Raw genomic sequence first — 13,417 nt, forward strand, 5'->3', positions numbered from 1 at the left:
ACCGCTCGGCTTGCGCCATCCCACCACGAGGCGCGGCGTCCGCGCAATAGGTGGGACTCGATGTGTCAGCCGGTGCTCAGAGAAGCTTCTCCAGCGTGATCGGCAGCTCGTACTGGCGGCGGCCGGTCGCGTGGTGCACGGCGTTGGCGATGGCGGCGGCCGCGCCCACCACGCCGATCTCCCCGACGCCCTTGATGCCGATCGGGTTCACCACGTCGTCGCGGACCTCGACGGTGTCCACCACCACGTCCGGCGCGTCCGCGTTGACCGGCACGAGGTAGTCGCCGAGGCTGGCGTTGGCCCAGCGGCCCAGCCGCGGGTCCATCCGGGTGACCTCCAGCAGCGCCTGGCTCAGGCCCCACAGCATCCCGCCCATGAGCTGGCTGTGCGCGGTCTTGCGATTGAGCACCCGACCGGGCGCGAACACCCCGACCATCCGGCGTACCCGGACCACGCCGAGGTCGGCGTCGACCGCCACCTCGGCCATCTGCGCGCCGAAGGTGTGCACGCCGTAGCCGGCGTCCTGCGGCGGCGGGTTCCAGGTGCCGAGCACCTCCACGTCCGGGGTCATCGTGCGGTGCAGCAGGTCGGCGTACGTCTCGCCGACGTCGGGCCGGTCGCGGAGCACCATCCGGCCGTCGCGGACCTCCACGCGGGCCGGGTCCGCGCCGCGCAGCGGCGAGTGGTCGTCGCCCACCGTGCGCCGGATCAGCTGGTCGCGCAGCTCGCACGCCGCCAGGTGTACGGCGGAGCCGACGGCGCTGGTGCCGGCCGAGCCCACCGCGGCGGTGATGTTGGGCAGGTCGCTGCTGCCGCCCACGAAGCGCACCCGCTCCACCGGGAGCCCCAACGCGTCGGCGGCGACCTGGGTCATCGCGGTGTAGACGCCGGTGCCGAACTCGGAGACGCCGGCCTCGACCACGGCGGTGCCGTCGTTGTAGAGCCGCGCGCGGGCGCGCTGCGGGTTCACCGGCTGGGTCACCGGGTAGAGCGCGCTGGCCATGCCGGAGCCGATCAGCCACTGGCCGTCTCGCCGGGCCCGTGGGCGCGGGTCCCGGTCGCGCCAGCCGAACAGCTCGGCCGCCCGCTGGTAGCACTCCCGCAGGCCGCTGCTCGACCAGGGCTGCCCGCTCTCCGGGTCGGTCTCGGAGTAGTTGCGCAACCGCAGCTCCAGCGGGTCGACGCCGACCCGTTCGGCCAGCTCGTCCATCGCGCACTCGAGGGCGACCATCCCGGTCGCCTCGCCGGGCGCGCGCATGAACGTCGGGGTGATCGTGTTGCCCCGCACCAGCCGGTAGGTGCCCTCGTAGTTCGGGCTGGTGTACGCCACGGACGGGCTCTGCAGCGACGGCTCCGCCCAGTCGTCGAAGGGCGAGGTGAGGGAGAGCTTGTCGTGCCGCAGCGCGGTGATCCGCCCGTCGGCGCGGGCGCCGAGGGTGATCTGCTGCTCCTGCTCCTCGCGGTGCCCGCAGGAGGTGAACATCTGCTCCCGGGTGAGCACCAGCCGCACCGGCCGGCCGACGTGCCGGGCGGCGAGCGCGGCAAGCGCCGGATGGTGCCAGACCATCGCCTTGGAGCCGAAGCTGCCGCCGACGGCGTGGCTGACCACCCGGATCGAGATCGGGGGCAGGCCGAGCAGCTCGGCCAGGGTCAGCTGGACGGCGTTGGGGCCTTGGGTCGAGTCGTACACGGTCAGCCGGTCGGGGGCCTCCCACACGGCGGTGCTGGCCGACGGTTCGAGGGGGTTGTGGTGGTTGGCCGAGAAACGGAAGGTGGCCGTCACGCTCACGTCGGCCTCGCCGAGCGCCTTCGCGACGTCACCCCGTGCGGTGTGCCCGGGCAGCAGTCCGCCGAAGATCCGCTCCGGCACGTACGCCTGGTCCCGGGCCTGGTCGAGCAGCGTCGTCGCGGGGCTGGTCTCGTACTCGAACCGGATCAGCGTGCCGGCGTGGTCGGCGCGCTCGATGGTGTCGGCGACCACGATGGCCACCGGTTGTCCGCCGTAGTGGACGGTCTCGTCCTGCATGGGGAAGAACGTCTGCCCGGGCGCGGCCAGCCCGGCCAGCGAGGGCAGCATCCGCGGCACGGTGGCGACTCGGCCCAGGTTGCGGTGGGTGAGCACAGCAAGCACCCCGGCCGCCCGCTCGGCCTCGCTGGTGTCGATCGCGGTGATCCGGGCGTTGGCCACCTTCGCGTTCACCAGCACCGCGTGCGTCAGGCCGGGCACCGGGACCTCGGCGGAGTAGCGGGCCTCGCCGCGCACCTTGGGGCGGCCGTCCACCCGGTTGAGGGTCGCGCCGATCGCCGGGCTCATGCCGCCGCCTCCTGCTCCGCCAGCTCCGTCAGCGACCGGACGATGGTGCGCCGCGCCAGCTCGACCTTGAAGGCGTTCATGCCGTGGGGCACCGCCTGCGCCAGCTCCGCCTCCGCGGCGCGGGTGAACGACTCGACGGTGGCCGGTGCGCCGTCGAGCACCCGCTCGGCCGCGCGGGCGCGCCAGGGTTTGGTGGCCACCCCGCCCAGCGCCATCCGGATCTCCGCGATCCGTCCGTCCCGTACGGACAGGGCCAGCGCGACCGAGACGAGCGCGAACTCGTACGACTCGCGGTCCCGGATCTTGACGTAGCGGGAGGTGGTTGCGACCGGCAGCGACGGCAGGTCGATGCCCGTGACCAGCTCGCCGTGCGTCAGCGGGTGCTCCCGTTCCGGGGTCCGGCCGGGCAGCAGGAAGAAGTCGTCGACGGGGATGGCCCGCTGCCCGGTCGGCCCCTCGGTCCGCACCACCGCGTCCAGGGCCACGAGCGCCACCGCCAGGTCGGATGGGTGGGTGGCGATGCAGCAGTCGCTGGTCCCGAGCACCGCGTGCCCCCGGTTGACCCCCTCCATCGCGGCGCACCCGGTCCCGGGGACGCGCTTGTTGCAGGCCGCGTCGATGTCGCGGAAGTAGGTGCAGCGGACGCGTTGCAGCAGGTTGCCGGCGACGCTGGCCATGTTCCGCAGCTGGGGGGAGGCGCCGAGCAGCAGCGCCTCGGACACCACGGGATAGCGCCGGCGCAGCGCCGGGTGCTCGGCGACGTCACTCATCCGGGCCAGCCCGCCCAGCCGTAGCCCGCCGTCGGGCAGCTCCTCGACCTGCTTGAGCGGGAGGTCGTTGATGTCGACCAGGCGGCGGGGCTGCTCGACGTAGATGCGCAGCAGGTCGACCTGGGTGGTGCCACCGGCGAGGAAGGCGCTTCCGGGGTCGGCGGCGGCCGTGCCGATCGCGGTGCCCACGTCGGCGACCCGGGAGTAGCTAATCGGTCGCACGGTCGCCTCCCTGCGCGTCGCGGACCCGCCGGATCGCCGCGCGGATGTGCGGGTACGCGGCGCAGCGGCAGAGGTTGCCGCTCATCCATTCGCGGATCTCGGTGTCGTCGCCGGCGTGGCCCTCGGCGAGCACCGCCACCGCCGACATGATCTGTCCCGGGGTGCAGTAGCCGCACTGGAGGGCGTCGCAGTCGAGGAACGCCTCCTGCATCGGGTGCAGGGTGTCGCCGTCGGACAACCCCTCGATGGTGGTCACCTCGCGGTTCTCGCAGGTGATCGCGAGGGTGAGGCAGGCCAGCACGCGGCGTCGGTCCACCCACACCGTGCACGCGCCGCAGGCGCCCTGGTTGCAGCCCTTCTTGGTGCCGGTCAGGTCGAGGCGGTCCCGGAGGGCGTCGAGCAGGCTGACCCGCGGCTCCACCCTGGTCGTCCGGTCCTGTCCGTTCACCCGCAGGTGGAGTTCGACCTCTCCGGGCCCCCGGACCACGGCGCTGTCCGGCGCCGGTGCCGTGCGGGTCGCCTGGTACGACTTCACCAACTCGCACCCCCTCGTCTAGCGCCCGACCATATATTCCACTTTGATCCTTTCGCCCCGAATGGGGGCCGAGGTAATCCGGCTGGGTCACCCGGCGGTACGGACGGGAGGGCGGACCGGTGTTCGAGGAGCTGCACCGCCGTTGGCGGGCCGGCGAGTCGATCGCCGTGGCCACCGTCGTGGCCACCTGGCGGTCCGCCCCGCAGCCACCCGGCGCCGCGATGCTCGTCGCCGCCGACGGCACCGTCACCGGCAGCGTCTCCGGCGGCTGCGTGGAGGCCGACCTCTACGAGCGGGCGCGAGGGGTGCTCGACACCGGCGTCCCGGAACTGGTCCGGTACGGCGTCAGCGACGACGAGGCCATGGCCGTCGGGCTGACCTGCGGCGGGGTGCTCGACGTGTTCGTCGAGCGGGTCGACCCCGCCGGATTCCCGCAGCTGGGCGCCGTCGCCGCCGCTCGGGCCGCGGGACGTCCCGTCGCCGTGGTCACCTGCGTCGCCGCCGACGCCGGGAACCCGCCGGGTGTGGTGGTGCCCGCCGGGAACCCGCCCGCCACGAGCGTGCGTGCCGACCCGGCCGGACGGCTCGGCCGACGGCTGGTGCTGGCCGACGACCGGGTCACCGGATCGCTGGGCAGTGAACGGCTGGACGCGGCGGTCGCCGCCGACGCGGTGGGGCTCCTCGCCGCCGGCCGCAGCGGAATCCTCCGGTACGGCTACGACGGGCAGCGCCGCGGCAGCGGGGTCAGCCTCTTCGTCGCGGCGTACGCGAGCCCACCCCGGATGCTCGTGTTCGGCGCCATCGACTTCGCCGCCGCGGTGGCCCGGATCGGGGCGTTCCTCGGCTACCGGGTGACTGTCTGTGACGCCCGGCCGGTCTTCGCCACCACCCGCCGGTTCCCCGACGCGGACGAGGTGGTCGTCGACTGGCCGCACCGCTACCTGCGGGCCGAGCTGGAGGCCGGCCGGGTCGACGGGCGGACCGTGGTGTGCGTGTTGACCCACGATCCGCGCTTCGACGTGCCGCTGCTCGCACTGGCGCTGCGACAGCCCTTCGCCTACGTGGGTGCGATGGGGTCCCGCCGCACCCACGACGAGCGACGCAAGCGGCTGCGGGAGGAAGGGCTGGACGAGGCGCAGCTGGCCCGGCTCGCCTCACCGATCGGGCTCGACCTCGGTGGGCGTACGCCCGAGGAGACCGCGGTCAGCGTGGCCGCGCAGATCGTCGCCGGCCGGTGGGGCGGCACCGGCCGGCCGTTGGCCGACCTGGCCGGGCCGATCCACCATCCCGGTGACGCGCAGCCGGGCCCGGACGCTCAGTCGATCGGCGCCGCGCCGGGCGCGTAGCGGGTGACCAGATGCTCGCGGCCCGGTGGCGGATCGTAGGGCTCCGGCCAGAACTCGGTGATCCGCGCGATCCGCCCGGCGTCGTCCAGGTCGAAGAAGGTCAGGGCGGGCTGCTGCTCGTCCCCGACGCTGAAGGTGGCCGAACTGGCGGCGTGACCGCCGGACCCGGTCACCCGGGTCACCCGCAGGTGCCAGTCGCCGGGGTATTCCTGGTTGAACCGCAGGTAGGCGTCGCGTCCCTCGATCAGCTCGCGGGTCTGCGGCAGGTGGTAGACGACGTCGTCGGCGAGCAGGGTGCCGAAGCGTGGCCAGTCCCGCGCCTCACAGGCATCCCAGTACGCCAATACCGTATCTTCAGCGCTCGTCATGGCGCGCACTGTGCCAGCCTGGTGCGACAGAACTCCCCAGGTGCGACGACGGGTACGCGGGCACGGCCCGACGGTGGGGCGCCTGCGGCGACGGGAGGACCGGAATGGGATACACGGTGGTGCTCGGTGAGGCACTGGTCGACCTGCTCGACACCGAGCGCGACGGCGAACCCGTCTACCGGCAGGCGATCGGCGGCGGCCCGCTGAACGTCGCGGTCGGGGTGGCCCGGCTCGGCGGCGCCGCGCAGTTCGTCGGCTCGCTCGGCGACGACGCCCTCGCCGGCCGGATCCGCGCCTTCCTCGCCGCGGCCGGGGTCGGCCTGAACGGCGCGGTCACCGTGCCGGCGCCGACCGCGCTCGCGGTGGTCACCCACGACGGGGTGGAGCCCGACTTCCGCTTCTACGGTGAGCCGCGCTCCTACGGCCTGCTCAGCGTCGACGACCTCGACGCCGGGCTCGTCGAGGGCGCCGACGTGCTCTACTGCGGCTCGATCGTGCTGCTCCAGCCGGTCGTCCTCGCCGCCGCGCGCCGGGCCTGGTCGCTCGCCGGCGGGCTGCGGGTGTTCGACCCGAACGTGCGGCCCCGGCTGCTCGACGGCCCGGCCGCGCTGGACGGGCTGCGCCAGGTCGTCGCCGAGTTCGCCGCCGGCGCCCACCTGGTCAAGCTGAGCAACGCCGATGCCGCGTTGCTCTACCCGGGCGAGCCCGTGGAGGGCGTCGCCGCGTACCTGCGGGAGCTGGGCGCGGCGACGGTGGTGGTGACCCTCGGCGCGGACGGCGCGGTGCTCGCCGCCGCCGACGCCGACCCGGTCCTGGTGCCGGCGCCGAAGGTGAACGCGGTCGACACGACCGGCGCGGGCGACTCGGTGATGGCCGCCCTCATCGCCGACCTGCTCGTCGACGGCGCGCCCGCGGACGCGGCGGGTTGGGTCGACCGGGTGGCCTTCGCGCTGCGGGTCGCCGGGGTGGTCTGCGAGTCGCCCGGCGGCGCCACCTCCATGCCGACGCGGGCCCAGGTCCTGGAGCGCTTCAGCCGCTGACGCGGTCCCGCCGGCCGGCGGCGAGGGTCAGGACGGCCGTGAGCGCGAGCACGACCGCTCCCGCCACCACCGCCGCCATCGGCACCGCACTGCCCTCGCCGCCGAGCCCGACGAGCGGAGCGGCGAGGGCGCCGACCACCGACTGGACCGTGCCCATGAGGGCCGCTGCCGTGCCGGCGGTACGCGGGTGACGGTCCAGCCCGAGCGCGGTGCTGTTGGGCGTCACCATGCCCAGCGAGCCGACGAACACGAACAGGCACGCCCCGACGACCCACGCGCTACCGCCCACCGCGCCGGTGAGCAGCCCCGCTGCGGCCACCGTGCCGACCAGGAGTGCGCCGACGAGCAGGGTCCGCGGGACGGACCGGTCGAGCAGTCGGGCGTTGGCCTGTCCGGCGGCGACCAGGGCGAGGGCGTTGAGCCCGAAGACGAGGCTGAACACGGCGTCGGAGACGCCGAACACGTCCTGGAAGACGAAGGACGAGCCGGAGATGTAGGCGAACAGGCCGGCGAAGGCGAGGCCCTGGGTCAGGGCGTAGCCGACGTAGACCCGGTCGGCCGCCAGCGACCGCATGGTGCGGGCGGTGGCGGCCAGGCCTCCGTCGCTGCGCCGCTCGGCGGGCAGGGTCTCGGGCAGTCGCCAGGCCACCGCGGCGGCGAGCAGCAGGCCGATCACCGCGAGGGTGACGAAGATGGCCCGCCACGAGCCGAATCGCAGCACCAGGCTGCCGACGGCGGGAGCGGCGACCGGCGCCACCCCGAAGACCAGGGTGAGCCGGGAGAAGTACTTCGCGGCGGCCCGCCCGGAGTGCAGGTCCCGGACCACGGCCCGGGCGACGACCACGCCCATCCCGCCGGCGAAGCCCTGGGCGAAACGCGCCGCGGCCAGCGCCGGGGCGTTCGGCGTGATCGCGCAGACCAGCGACAGCAGGGCGTACGCGGCCACGCCGGCCAGCACCGGGCGGCGGCGACCCCACCGGTCGCTCAGCGGGCCGGTGACGAGTTGACCGAGTGCCATCCCGATCAGGCAGGTGGTGAGCGAGAGCTGGATCCGCGCCTGGTCCGCGCCGAGGTCGTGGGTCATCGCCGGGAACGCCGGCAGGTACATGTCCAGCGACAGCGGCCCGAACGCGGTCAACAGGCCGAGCAGCGCCAGCAGCCCCGGGCCGGTGCGTGCCCGGTCGGCGACCGTGGCGGCCGCTTCCGGGCGCACGGTCGATCCGGTGGTGCGTGCCACGACAGGTCCCCCCACGACGATCTCTCGCGGTACCTTATCTCTGTGTGCAGAGGTATCGCCCGGCGAAGTGGGTGAGGTCATGTCCGACGGATCGGACGCGGACCGGCTGGGCGCCGTCATCAGTGACGTGCACCGACTGCTGCGCCGCTCGGCGAACCAGCGGGCCAGCCGCACCGCGCTGCCCGACGCGCAGGTGGAGCTGCTGCTCCTGATCCGCGCCCAGCCGGGCATCAGCGTCAAGGAGGCGGCCGGGCGGCTGCGTACGGCGCCGAACACGGTGAGCACCCTGGTGCGCGACCTCGCCACCGCCGGGCTGATCGACCGCGAGCGGGATCCGGCGGACGGCCGGGTGGCCCGGCTGCGGCTGACCCCGGCGGCGCAGGACCGGATGATCGACTACGCGCGGCACCGCACCGCACTGCTCACCGAGGCGCTGGCCCAACTCGACCCGGACGCCCGTGCCGCGCTGGAGGCCGCCGTCCCGCACCTGGACCGCCTCGCCGTGCTGCTGCGCGGCCCGGCCTGACCCAGCCGCGCCGACGCGGCGGGGCACAGGGGGTCAGGTGGCCGGGTCGAGCGCGGCGTAGCCGCGACGCACCGCGGTCAGGGCGGTGCGCGCGCCGAACGGGGCATCGGCGGCGGCCTCCTCCGGGGCGACGCCGTCGCGGTGACCGGCCCGGATCAGCGCGGCCAACTCCGTCAGCAGCCGGTGCTGGTCGCGGACGAACGCCACGTCCACCGGCGCGCCGTGCCCCGGGACCACCACCGTGGCCGGGCCGGTCAGGGCGAGCAGATCGGCGACGGCGTCCGGCCAGCGCAGCGGGTACGCGTCCTCGAAGGCGGGCGGCGCGCCCTGCTCCACCAGATCCCCGGCGACCAGCAGGTCCGCGTCCGGCACGTGCACCACCAGGTCACCGTCGGTGTGCCCCGGCCCGGGGTGCCGCAGCAGCACCGGGCGCCCGCCCACGTCGAGCGTCGTCTCGTCGCGTACCGGGTGCGTCGGCGCGAGCAGGACGGTGTCGGCCAGCGCGGACGCGAGCGTGGGCCACTCCGCGCTCACCTCCGCGTACGCCTCGCGGCGCAGCCGGTCCGGCTGGTCCCGCAGCGCGGCCACGACGCGCTCGTGCGCGTACACCGGCCGGCGTGGGTCGGCGGCGAGGACCGCGTTGCCGAAGCAGTGGTCGAAGTGGCGGTGCGTGTTCACCACCGTCCACGGCGCGTCGGTGACCGCGCGGGCGGCGGCCGCCAGTTCGGCGGCCTGCCCGGCGGTGGAGAGCGTGTCGACCAGCAGCGCCGCGCCGTCGCCCACGACCAGCGTGACGTTCACGTCCAGCAGCGGCTCACGCAGCACGTGCACCCGGTCGGCGACCTCGACGAAGCGCAGGCTCATGCGGTACGCGTGGCGCGCTCCACGAAGCGCCGGCGGTCGACGAGCACCCGCTCCACGCGCCCCTGGGCGACCGTGTCCGCCCCGTCGGTGACGGCCACCTCGAACAAGAGCCGACGCCCGTCGACCGTCGCCAGCCGGGCCTCCGCCGCCACCGTCCGGCCGACCGGGGTCGGTGCCCGGTGGTCCAGCTCCACCCGCAGCCCCACGGTCGTCATGCCGGCCGGCATCCGGGTCGCCGTCGCCGCCACCGTCGCCGCCTCGGCGAGCGCGACGACCCGTGGCGTGCCCAGCACCGGCACGTCCCCGGAACCGACCGCCTGGGCGGTGTCGGCGTCGGTCACGGTCAGCTCCACCCGGGCGGTCAGGCCCGGGACGAACGCGGACTCCGGCTGCTCCTGCATGGCCACAGCCTAGGGGCTGGACGATCTTCCGGCCACGCCCCGATCGGGCCTGCCCGGGGCCCGTCGGCCACGGTCGGCGTCGGTCGATGCGTGACCCGCCGCTAACCTTGACCGCGATGGCCGTCGTGACTGACCCGCAGCCCCCCGCCCGGACCGACCCGCCCGCGTCGCCCGACGGCGGGCGTCGCCGTCTGGTCGCCATGGCGATCTGGGGGGTCGCCTTCGTCGTCGGTTGGCTCGTCATCGGGCTGCCCACCGACCCCGCGTACGCGTTCCTGTGGATCTGGGCCGCCACCATCGCGTGGCACTCGTCCCGGCCGTGGCGCAGCCACCTGCGCTTCGCCCGTGACTGGGTGCCGGTGGTGCTGCTCTTCGCGGTCTACAACCTCTCCCGGGGCTTCGCCGACAACGGCGCCGTCCCGCACGCGTACGAGCTGGTCGTCGCCGACCGCGTCATGTTCGGCTGGGCGACCGGCGGGCAGGTGCCCACGGTGTGGCTGCAGCAGCACCTCTACCGGCCCGAGGTGCAGTGGTGGGACGTCCTGGCCAGCTGGGTGTACTTCTCGCACTTCGTCGTGGCGCTCACCGCCGCGGCGGTGCTCTGGCTGCGCAACCGGGCGCGCTGGGGCGCGTACATGCGGCGGTGGGGCTTCCTCTGCGCGGCAGGCCTGGTCACCTACTTCGTCTACCCGGCGGCACCGCCGTGGTGGGCGGCGCAGAACGGCCTGATCGAGGAGGTCGCCCGGATCTCGACGCGGGGCTGGAAGGAGTTCGGCATGCACGGCGCCGGCAACCTGCTCAACGCCGGCCAGATCGCGTCGAACCCGGTGGCCGCGATGCCGTCGCTGCACACCGCGTGGGCGCTCTTCGTGGTGCTGTTCTTCCTCGGGGCCACCCGGCGCCGCTGGTGGCCGCTGCTGCTGGCGTACCCCCTGGCGATGACCTTCACCCTGGTCTACTCCGGCGAGCACTACGTGATCGACGTGCTGGTCGGCTGGGCGTACGTCGGGATGACCTTCCTCGTGGTCGGCCTCGCCGAGCGTTGGTGGGCCGCCCACCGGGCGCGCCGGCGTCGGCCCGACGAGCCGGTCGGCCCGGCGGACGGCGACGCGACCCGGGACGCGGTCGACGAGGCAGCGGTGACCGACCCGCCCGCGGTGCCCGCCAACCGCTGAACGCGCGGGCCGGCGACCAGGTCAGCGTCGGTGGGCGGCGTGCGTGCGGGCGGTCAGCTCGGCGGCGATTGCCCACGCCTCGGCGACGTCACGCTCCTCGGCCGCCGCGCCCGCCCCGCCGGCGATGTCGGCGTGCACGGTGGCCAGGCCCAGCCGCCGCTGTAGCGGACCCTGCACCACGCGGACGCTCTGGATGCGGGCGTACGGCACCAGGGTCAGCTGCCGGGTGAGCAGCCCGGAGCGGACCGCGAAGACCCGCTCGTGCAGCCCGGCGCCGAGCGCCCCGCGACCCAGCGGGTGCAGCCAGCGGGCCCGCCGTGGGGGTGGGAGCAGCGGCAGACCGGTCAGCGGCACCCCGGGCAGCACCTCCGCGATGATCTGTTCGGCGGTGGCCAGGTCGCCGACGGGCAGCAGGCGGTCCGGGCGGTTGCGTTCGTCGGCCTCGCCGACCGAGTAGCCGGCCACCTCCAGCCGCAGCCGCAGCCAGCCCTTCGCCCGCCACAGCAGCGGCCAGGTGGCACGGACGGTCTGCACCCGGTGCAGGGGGACGGTCTGCGCCCGGGTCTCCAGCAGGCCGTTGCGCACTCGCAGCGTGCCGTCGTCCAGGGCGAGCCGGAAGTTCCAGTCGTCGAGGACCCGGCGGACCGGTTGCAGCAGCACACCGGCCATGGCGGTGAGGGTGCTGGCCACCGCGATGAACGACCAGGAACCCTCGGACAGGAACTGGGTCACCACGAACGCCACGCCGAACGGCAGCAGGAACGCCTGCGGGGTGAGCAGTTGGCTGACCAGCAGGTCGGCGTTGCGTACGCTGTGCAGCGCCCGGCCGGGCGGCACCTCGGTGACCGGACCCGCCGCAGCGGTCGCCGCGCCGGCCGGTCCGGGCGGAGCGGGTAGGGTGCCCGGTTCTCCGGCCCGACCGGCCAGGGCCAGCAGGCGCTGCCGCAGCACGGTCGCGTCGGCGACGCTCAGGTACGCCAGCGGCGCCTCGGTCTTGCCGCCGCCGATGACCTCCAGGCGCAGCTCGGCCAGGCCGGTGAGCTGGGCGAGCAGCGGCCGGACCACCTCGACGGCCTGAAGCCGCTCCAGCGGGATCGCCCGGGTGCGTCGCCACAGCAGCCCCTCGTAGACCCGCAGCTCGCGGCCCACCACGTGGTAGCCGGTGTTGTACCAGCTGATCACCGACAGCACGGTGGCGCCGAGCGCCAGCACGACGACCATCGCGGCGAACCAGCCGAAGCCCACCCGGGACAGGGTCGACCAGGAGAGCCCGGCGATCACCACGACCAGTGACTTCGCGCCGTGCAGGGCGGGGCTCAGCGGGTGCAGGCGTTGCCGGGGCTCACCCGGCTCCGCCCACGGCGGGCCCGGCGGACCGTAGGCACCGGGTGGACCGTACGGACCGGGTGGACCGTACGGGCCGTACGGACCGGGTGGCGGACCGACCGGGTGCGTGAGGGGGGTCGGGCCGGGCGGGCGGACACCCGGGTCGGCCGGGCCCTCGCTCATCGGGCCGCCTCCGCGTCGGCCGGCGTCGGGCCGGGTCGGCCGCGCGCAGCCCCGGGTCGGCCGCTCACAGCCCCTCCGCCCGGTCCTTGCCGAGGGCGGTGAGCCGGTCACGCAGCCGGGACGCCTCGGCGGGACGCAGGCCGGGCACCCGGGCGTCGCTGGCCGCCGCGGCGGTGTGCAGCTGAACGGTCGCCAGGTCGAAGGCGCGCTCCAACGGCCCGGCGCTGACGTCGACGAACTGCATCCGGGAGTACGGCACGATGGACAACCGGCGGACCAGCAGCCCGTGGCGGACCAGCAGGTCGTCCTCGCGTTCGGCGTAGCCCCAGGCGTGTACCGCCCGGACGATCGACACGCTCCGGACGGCGCCGAGCAGCAGGGCGACGACGAGCCCCAACCCGAACAGCCAGTGGCCGCTGAGGGCCCACCCGATCGCCGCCGCGAGCACGACGACCACGAGGACGGCGGCGAGTCGCAGCAACTCCACCCAGATCAGGTCCCGGGAGATCGGCGTCCACCGGACGGTGGCCGGCCAGGGCTCCAGCGGCCCGGCGCCCGGCGGCGGCACGAGAGGCGGGGGCCCGGCCGGTGACGGTGGTCCGGCCGGCGATGGTCCGGTGAAATCCGCTCCGTTCACCGGAGAGACCCAGTCTGCACGCTCACGCTTCGAGCGTAGGCGATCCGGACAGTCGTGCGACCTCACGCAGGAAGCCGCGGGCGTCGAGAAAGTCGCCGAGGGATCCGCGGTGGGTGTCGCACGCCAGCCAGGTCTTGCGGCGGTCGGCGTCGTGCAGCCGGGGATTGTTCCACCGCAGCGCCCAGACCGCGGCCGCGCGGCACTCCTTGGCCGAGCAGATCAGCGGCTCGTCGGCGGGGGAGGGGCTGCTCATCCCGGCCAGTCTAGGCGGTGGGACGGGGAAGATGAGCGCCGGGCGGCCACGGGGGGAGCCGCCCGGCGACGGGGTGAATCGTACACGCGGCGGACCGGTACCTGTCCACCCCGTGTGTGGCGATTCGAACCACCGGGACGGCGTGGCGAAAATCGGGTTTCCCCCACCTCCGTACTCAGCCGGGCATGCGAGTCTTGATACGCACCAGCCGCGACAACCG

General features: G+C 74.7%; 14 protein-coding genes. 4 read left to right on the forward strand and 10 right to left on the reverse strand.

The window, feature by feature from the left end; translation table 11 throughout:
• Positions 1-76: 76 nt before the first annotated feature.
• The 3 genes from GA0070620_RS31445 to GA0070620_RS31455 are packed head-to-tail and all read right to left on the reverse strand — an operon-like array spanning position 77 to position 3,793.
• On the reverse strand, positions 77-2,314 hold the full coding sequence (locus GA0070620_RS31445; RefSeq protein ID WP_091597205.1) for a xanthine dehydrogenase family protein molybdopterin-binding subunit: 2,238 nt from the start codon (positions 2,312-2,314) through the stop codon (positions 77-79).
• On the reverse strand, positions 2,311-3,306 hold the full coding sequence (locus GA0070620_RS31450; protein WP_091597208.1) for an FAD binding domain-containing protein: 996 nt from the start codon (positions 3,304-3,306) through the stop codon (positions 2,311-2,313). Before GA0070620_RS31450 ends, GA0070620_RS31445 begins: the two co-directional genes overlap by 4 nt.
• A complete protein-coding gene (locus GA0070620_RS31455; RefSeq protein ID WP_197677669.1) occupies positions 3,293-3,793 on the reverse strand; it encodes a (2Fe-2S)-binding protein in 501 nt (166 codons plus the stop codon). Before GA0070620_RS31455 ends, GA0070620_RS31450 begins: the two co-directional genes overlap by 14 nt.
• A 167-nt stretch (positions 3,794-3,960) precedes the next feature.
• On the opposite strand from GA0070620_RS31455, the gene GA0070620_RS31460 reads away from it, so the two are divergent.
• Entirely contained in the window at positions 3,961-5,187 is a 1,227-nt protein-coding gene (locus tag GA0070620_RS31460; protein ID WP_091597214.1) for an XdhC family protein, read from the forward strand.
• Here the strand turns inward: GA0070620_RS31460 and GA0070620_RS31465 are convergent.
• A complete protein-coding gene (locus GA0070620_RS31465) occupies positions 5,157-5,555 on the reverse strand; it encodes a nuclear transport factor 2 family protein (RefSeq protein ID WP_091597216.1) in 399 nt (132 codons plus the stop codon). The genes GA0070620_RS31460 and GA0070620_RS31465 overlap by 31 nt on opposite strands.
• Before the next feature lie 104 nt (positions 5,556-5,659).
• On the opposite strand from GA0070620_RS31465, the gene GA0070620_RS31470 reads away from it, so the two are divergent.
• The gene (locus GA0070620_RS31470; RefSeq protein WP_091597218.1) at positions 5,660-6,595 is read left to right on the forward strand and encodes a carbohydrate kinase family protein; all 936 of its coding nucleotides are present in this window, start codon (positions 5,660-5,662) and stop codon (positions 6,593-6,595) included.
• Here GA0070620_RS31470 and GA0070620_RS31475 read toward each other — a convergent pair.
• Positions 6,585-7,808 carry a multidrug effflux MFS transporter gene (locus tag GA0070620_RS31475; protein ID WP_331713251.1) on the reverse strand — a complete coding sequence of 408 codons (1,224 nt, stop codon included), beginning with the start codon at positions 7,806-7,808 and terminating at the stop codon, positions 6,585-6,587. The two genes, GA0070620_RS31470 and GA0070620_RS31475, sit on opposite strands and share 11 nt — an antisense overlap.
• A gap of 103 nt (positions 7,809-7,911) precedes the next feature.
• On the opposite strand from GA0070620_RS31475, the gene GA0070620_RS31480 reads away from it, so the two are divergent.
• The gene (locus GA0070620_RS31480) at positions 7,912-8,358 is read left to right on the forward strand and encodes a MarR family winged helix-turn-helix transcriptional regulator (protein WP_091597222.1); all 447 of its coding nucleotides are present in this window, start codon (positions 7,912-7,914) and stop codon (positions 8,356-8,358) included.
• A gap of 33 nt (positions 8,359-8,391) precedes the next feature.
• Here GA0070620_RS31480 and GA0070620_RS31485 read toward each other — a convergent pair whose 3' ends face one another.
• Together GA0070620_RS31485 and GA0070620_RS31490 are read right to left on the reverse strand one after the other, a co-directional pair.
• A complete protein-coding gene (locus GA0070620_RS31485) occupies positions 8,392-9,222 on the reverse strand; it encodes an MBL fold metallo-hydrolase (RefSeq protein ID WP_091597225.1) in 831 nt (276 codons plus the stop codon).
• Positions 9,219-9,629, reverse strand: a complete 411-nt coding sequence (locus tag GA0070620_RS31490; protein ID WP_377519781.1) for a thioesterase family protein — start codon at positions 9,627-9,629, stop codon at positions 9,219-9,221. Before GA0070620_RS31490 ends, GA0070620_RS31485 begins: the two co-directional genes overlap by 4 nt.
• Positions 9,630-9,739: 110 nt before the next feature.
• Between GA0070620_RS31490 and GA0070620_RS31495 the strand changes: the two genes are divergently transcribed.
• Complete coding sequence (locus GA0070620_RS31495; RefSeq protein WP_091597228.1) at positions 9,740-10,798, forward strand: phosphatase PAP2 family protein; 1,059 nt, start codon at positions 9,740-9,742, stop codon at positions 10,796-10,798.
• Between the two features lie 21 nt (positions 10,799-10,819).
• Here GA0070620_RS31495 and GA0070620_RS31500 read toward each other — a convergent pair whose 3' ends face one another.
• The 3 genes from GA0070620_RS31500 to GA0070620_RS31510 all read right to left on the reverse strand — a co-directional run bounded on the left by GA0070620_RS31500 (position 10,820) and on the right by GA0070620_RS31510 (position 13,197).
• Positions 10,820-12,307 carry a PH domain-containing protein gene (locus tag GA0070620_RS31500; protein WP_091597230.1) on the reverse strand — a complete coding sequence of 496 codons (1,488 nt, stop codon included), beginning with the start codon at positions 12,305-12,307 and terminating at the stop codon, positions 10,820-10,822.
• Positions 12,308-12,371: 64 nt separating this feature from the next.
• On the reverse strand, positions 12,372-12,944 hold the full coding sequence (locus GA0070620_RS31505; RefSeq protein ID WP_091597233.1) for a PH domain-containing protein: 573 nt from the start codon (positions 12,942-12,944) through the stop codon (positions 12,372-12,374).
• Between the two features lie 22 nt (positions 12,945-12,966).
• A complete protein-coding gene (locus GA0070620_RS31510; protein WP_091599707.1) occupies positions 12,967-13,197 on the reverse strand; it encodes a hypothetical protein in 231 nt (76 codons plus the stop codon).
• Between the last annotated feature and the right edge of the window lie 220 nt (positions 13,198-13,417).

Origin of the sequence: Micromonospora krabiensis (assembly GCF_900091425.1) — a bacterium.
GTDB classification, from domain to species: domain Bacteria; phylum Actinomycetota; class Actinomycetes; order Mycobacteriales; family Micromonosporaceae; genus Micromonospora; species Micromonospora krabiensis.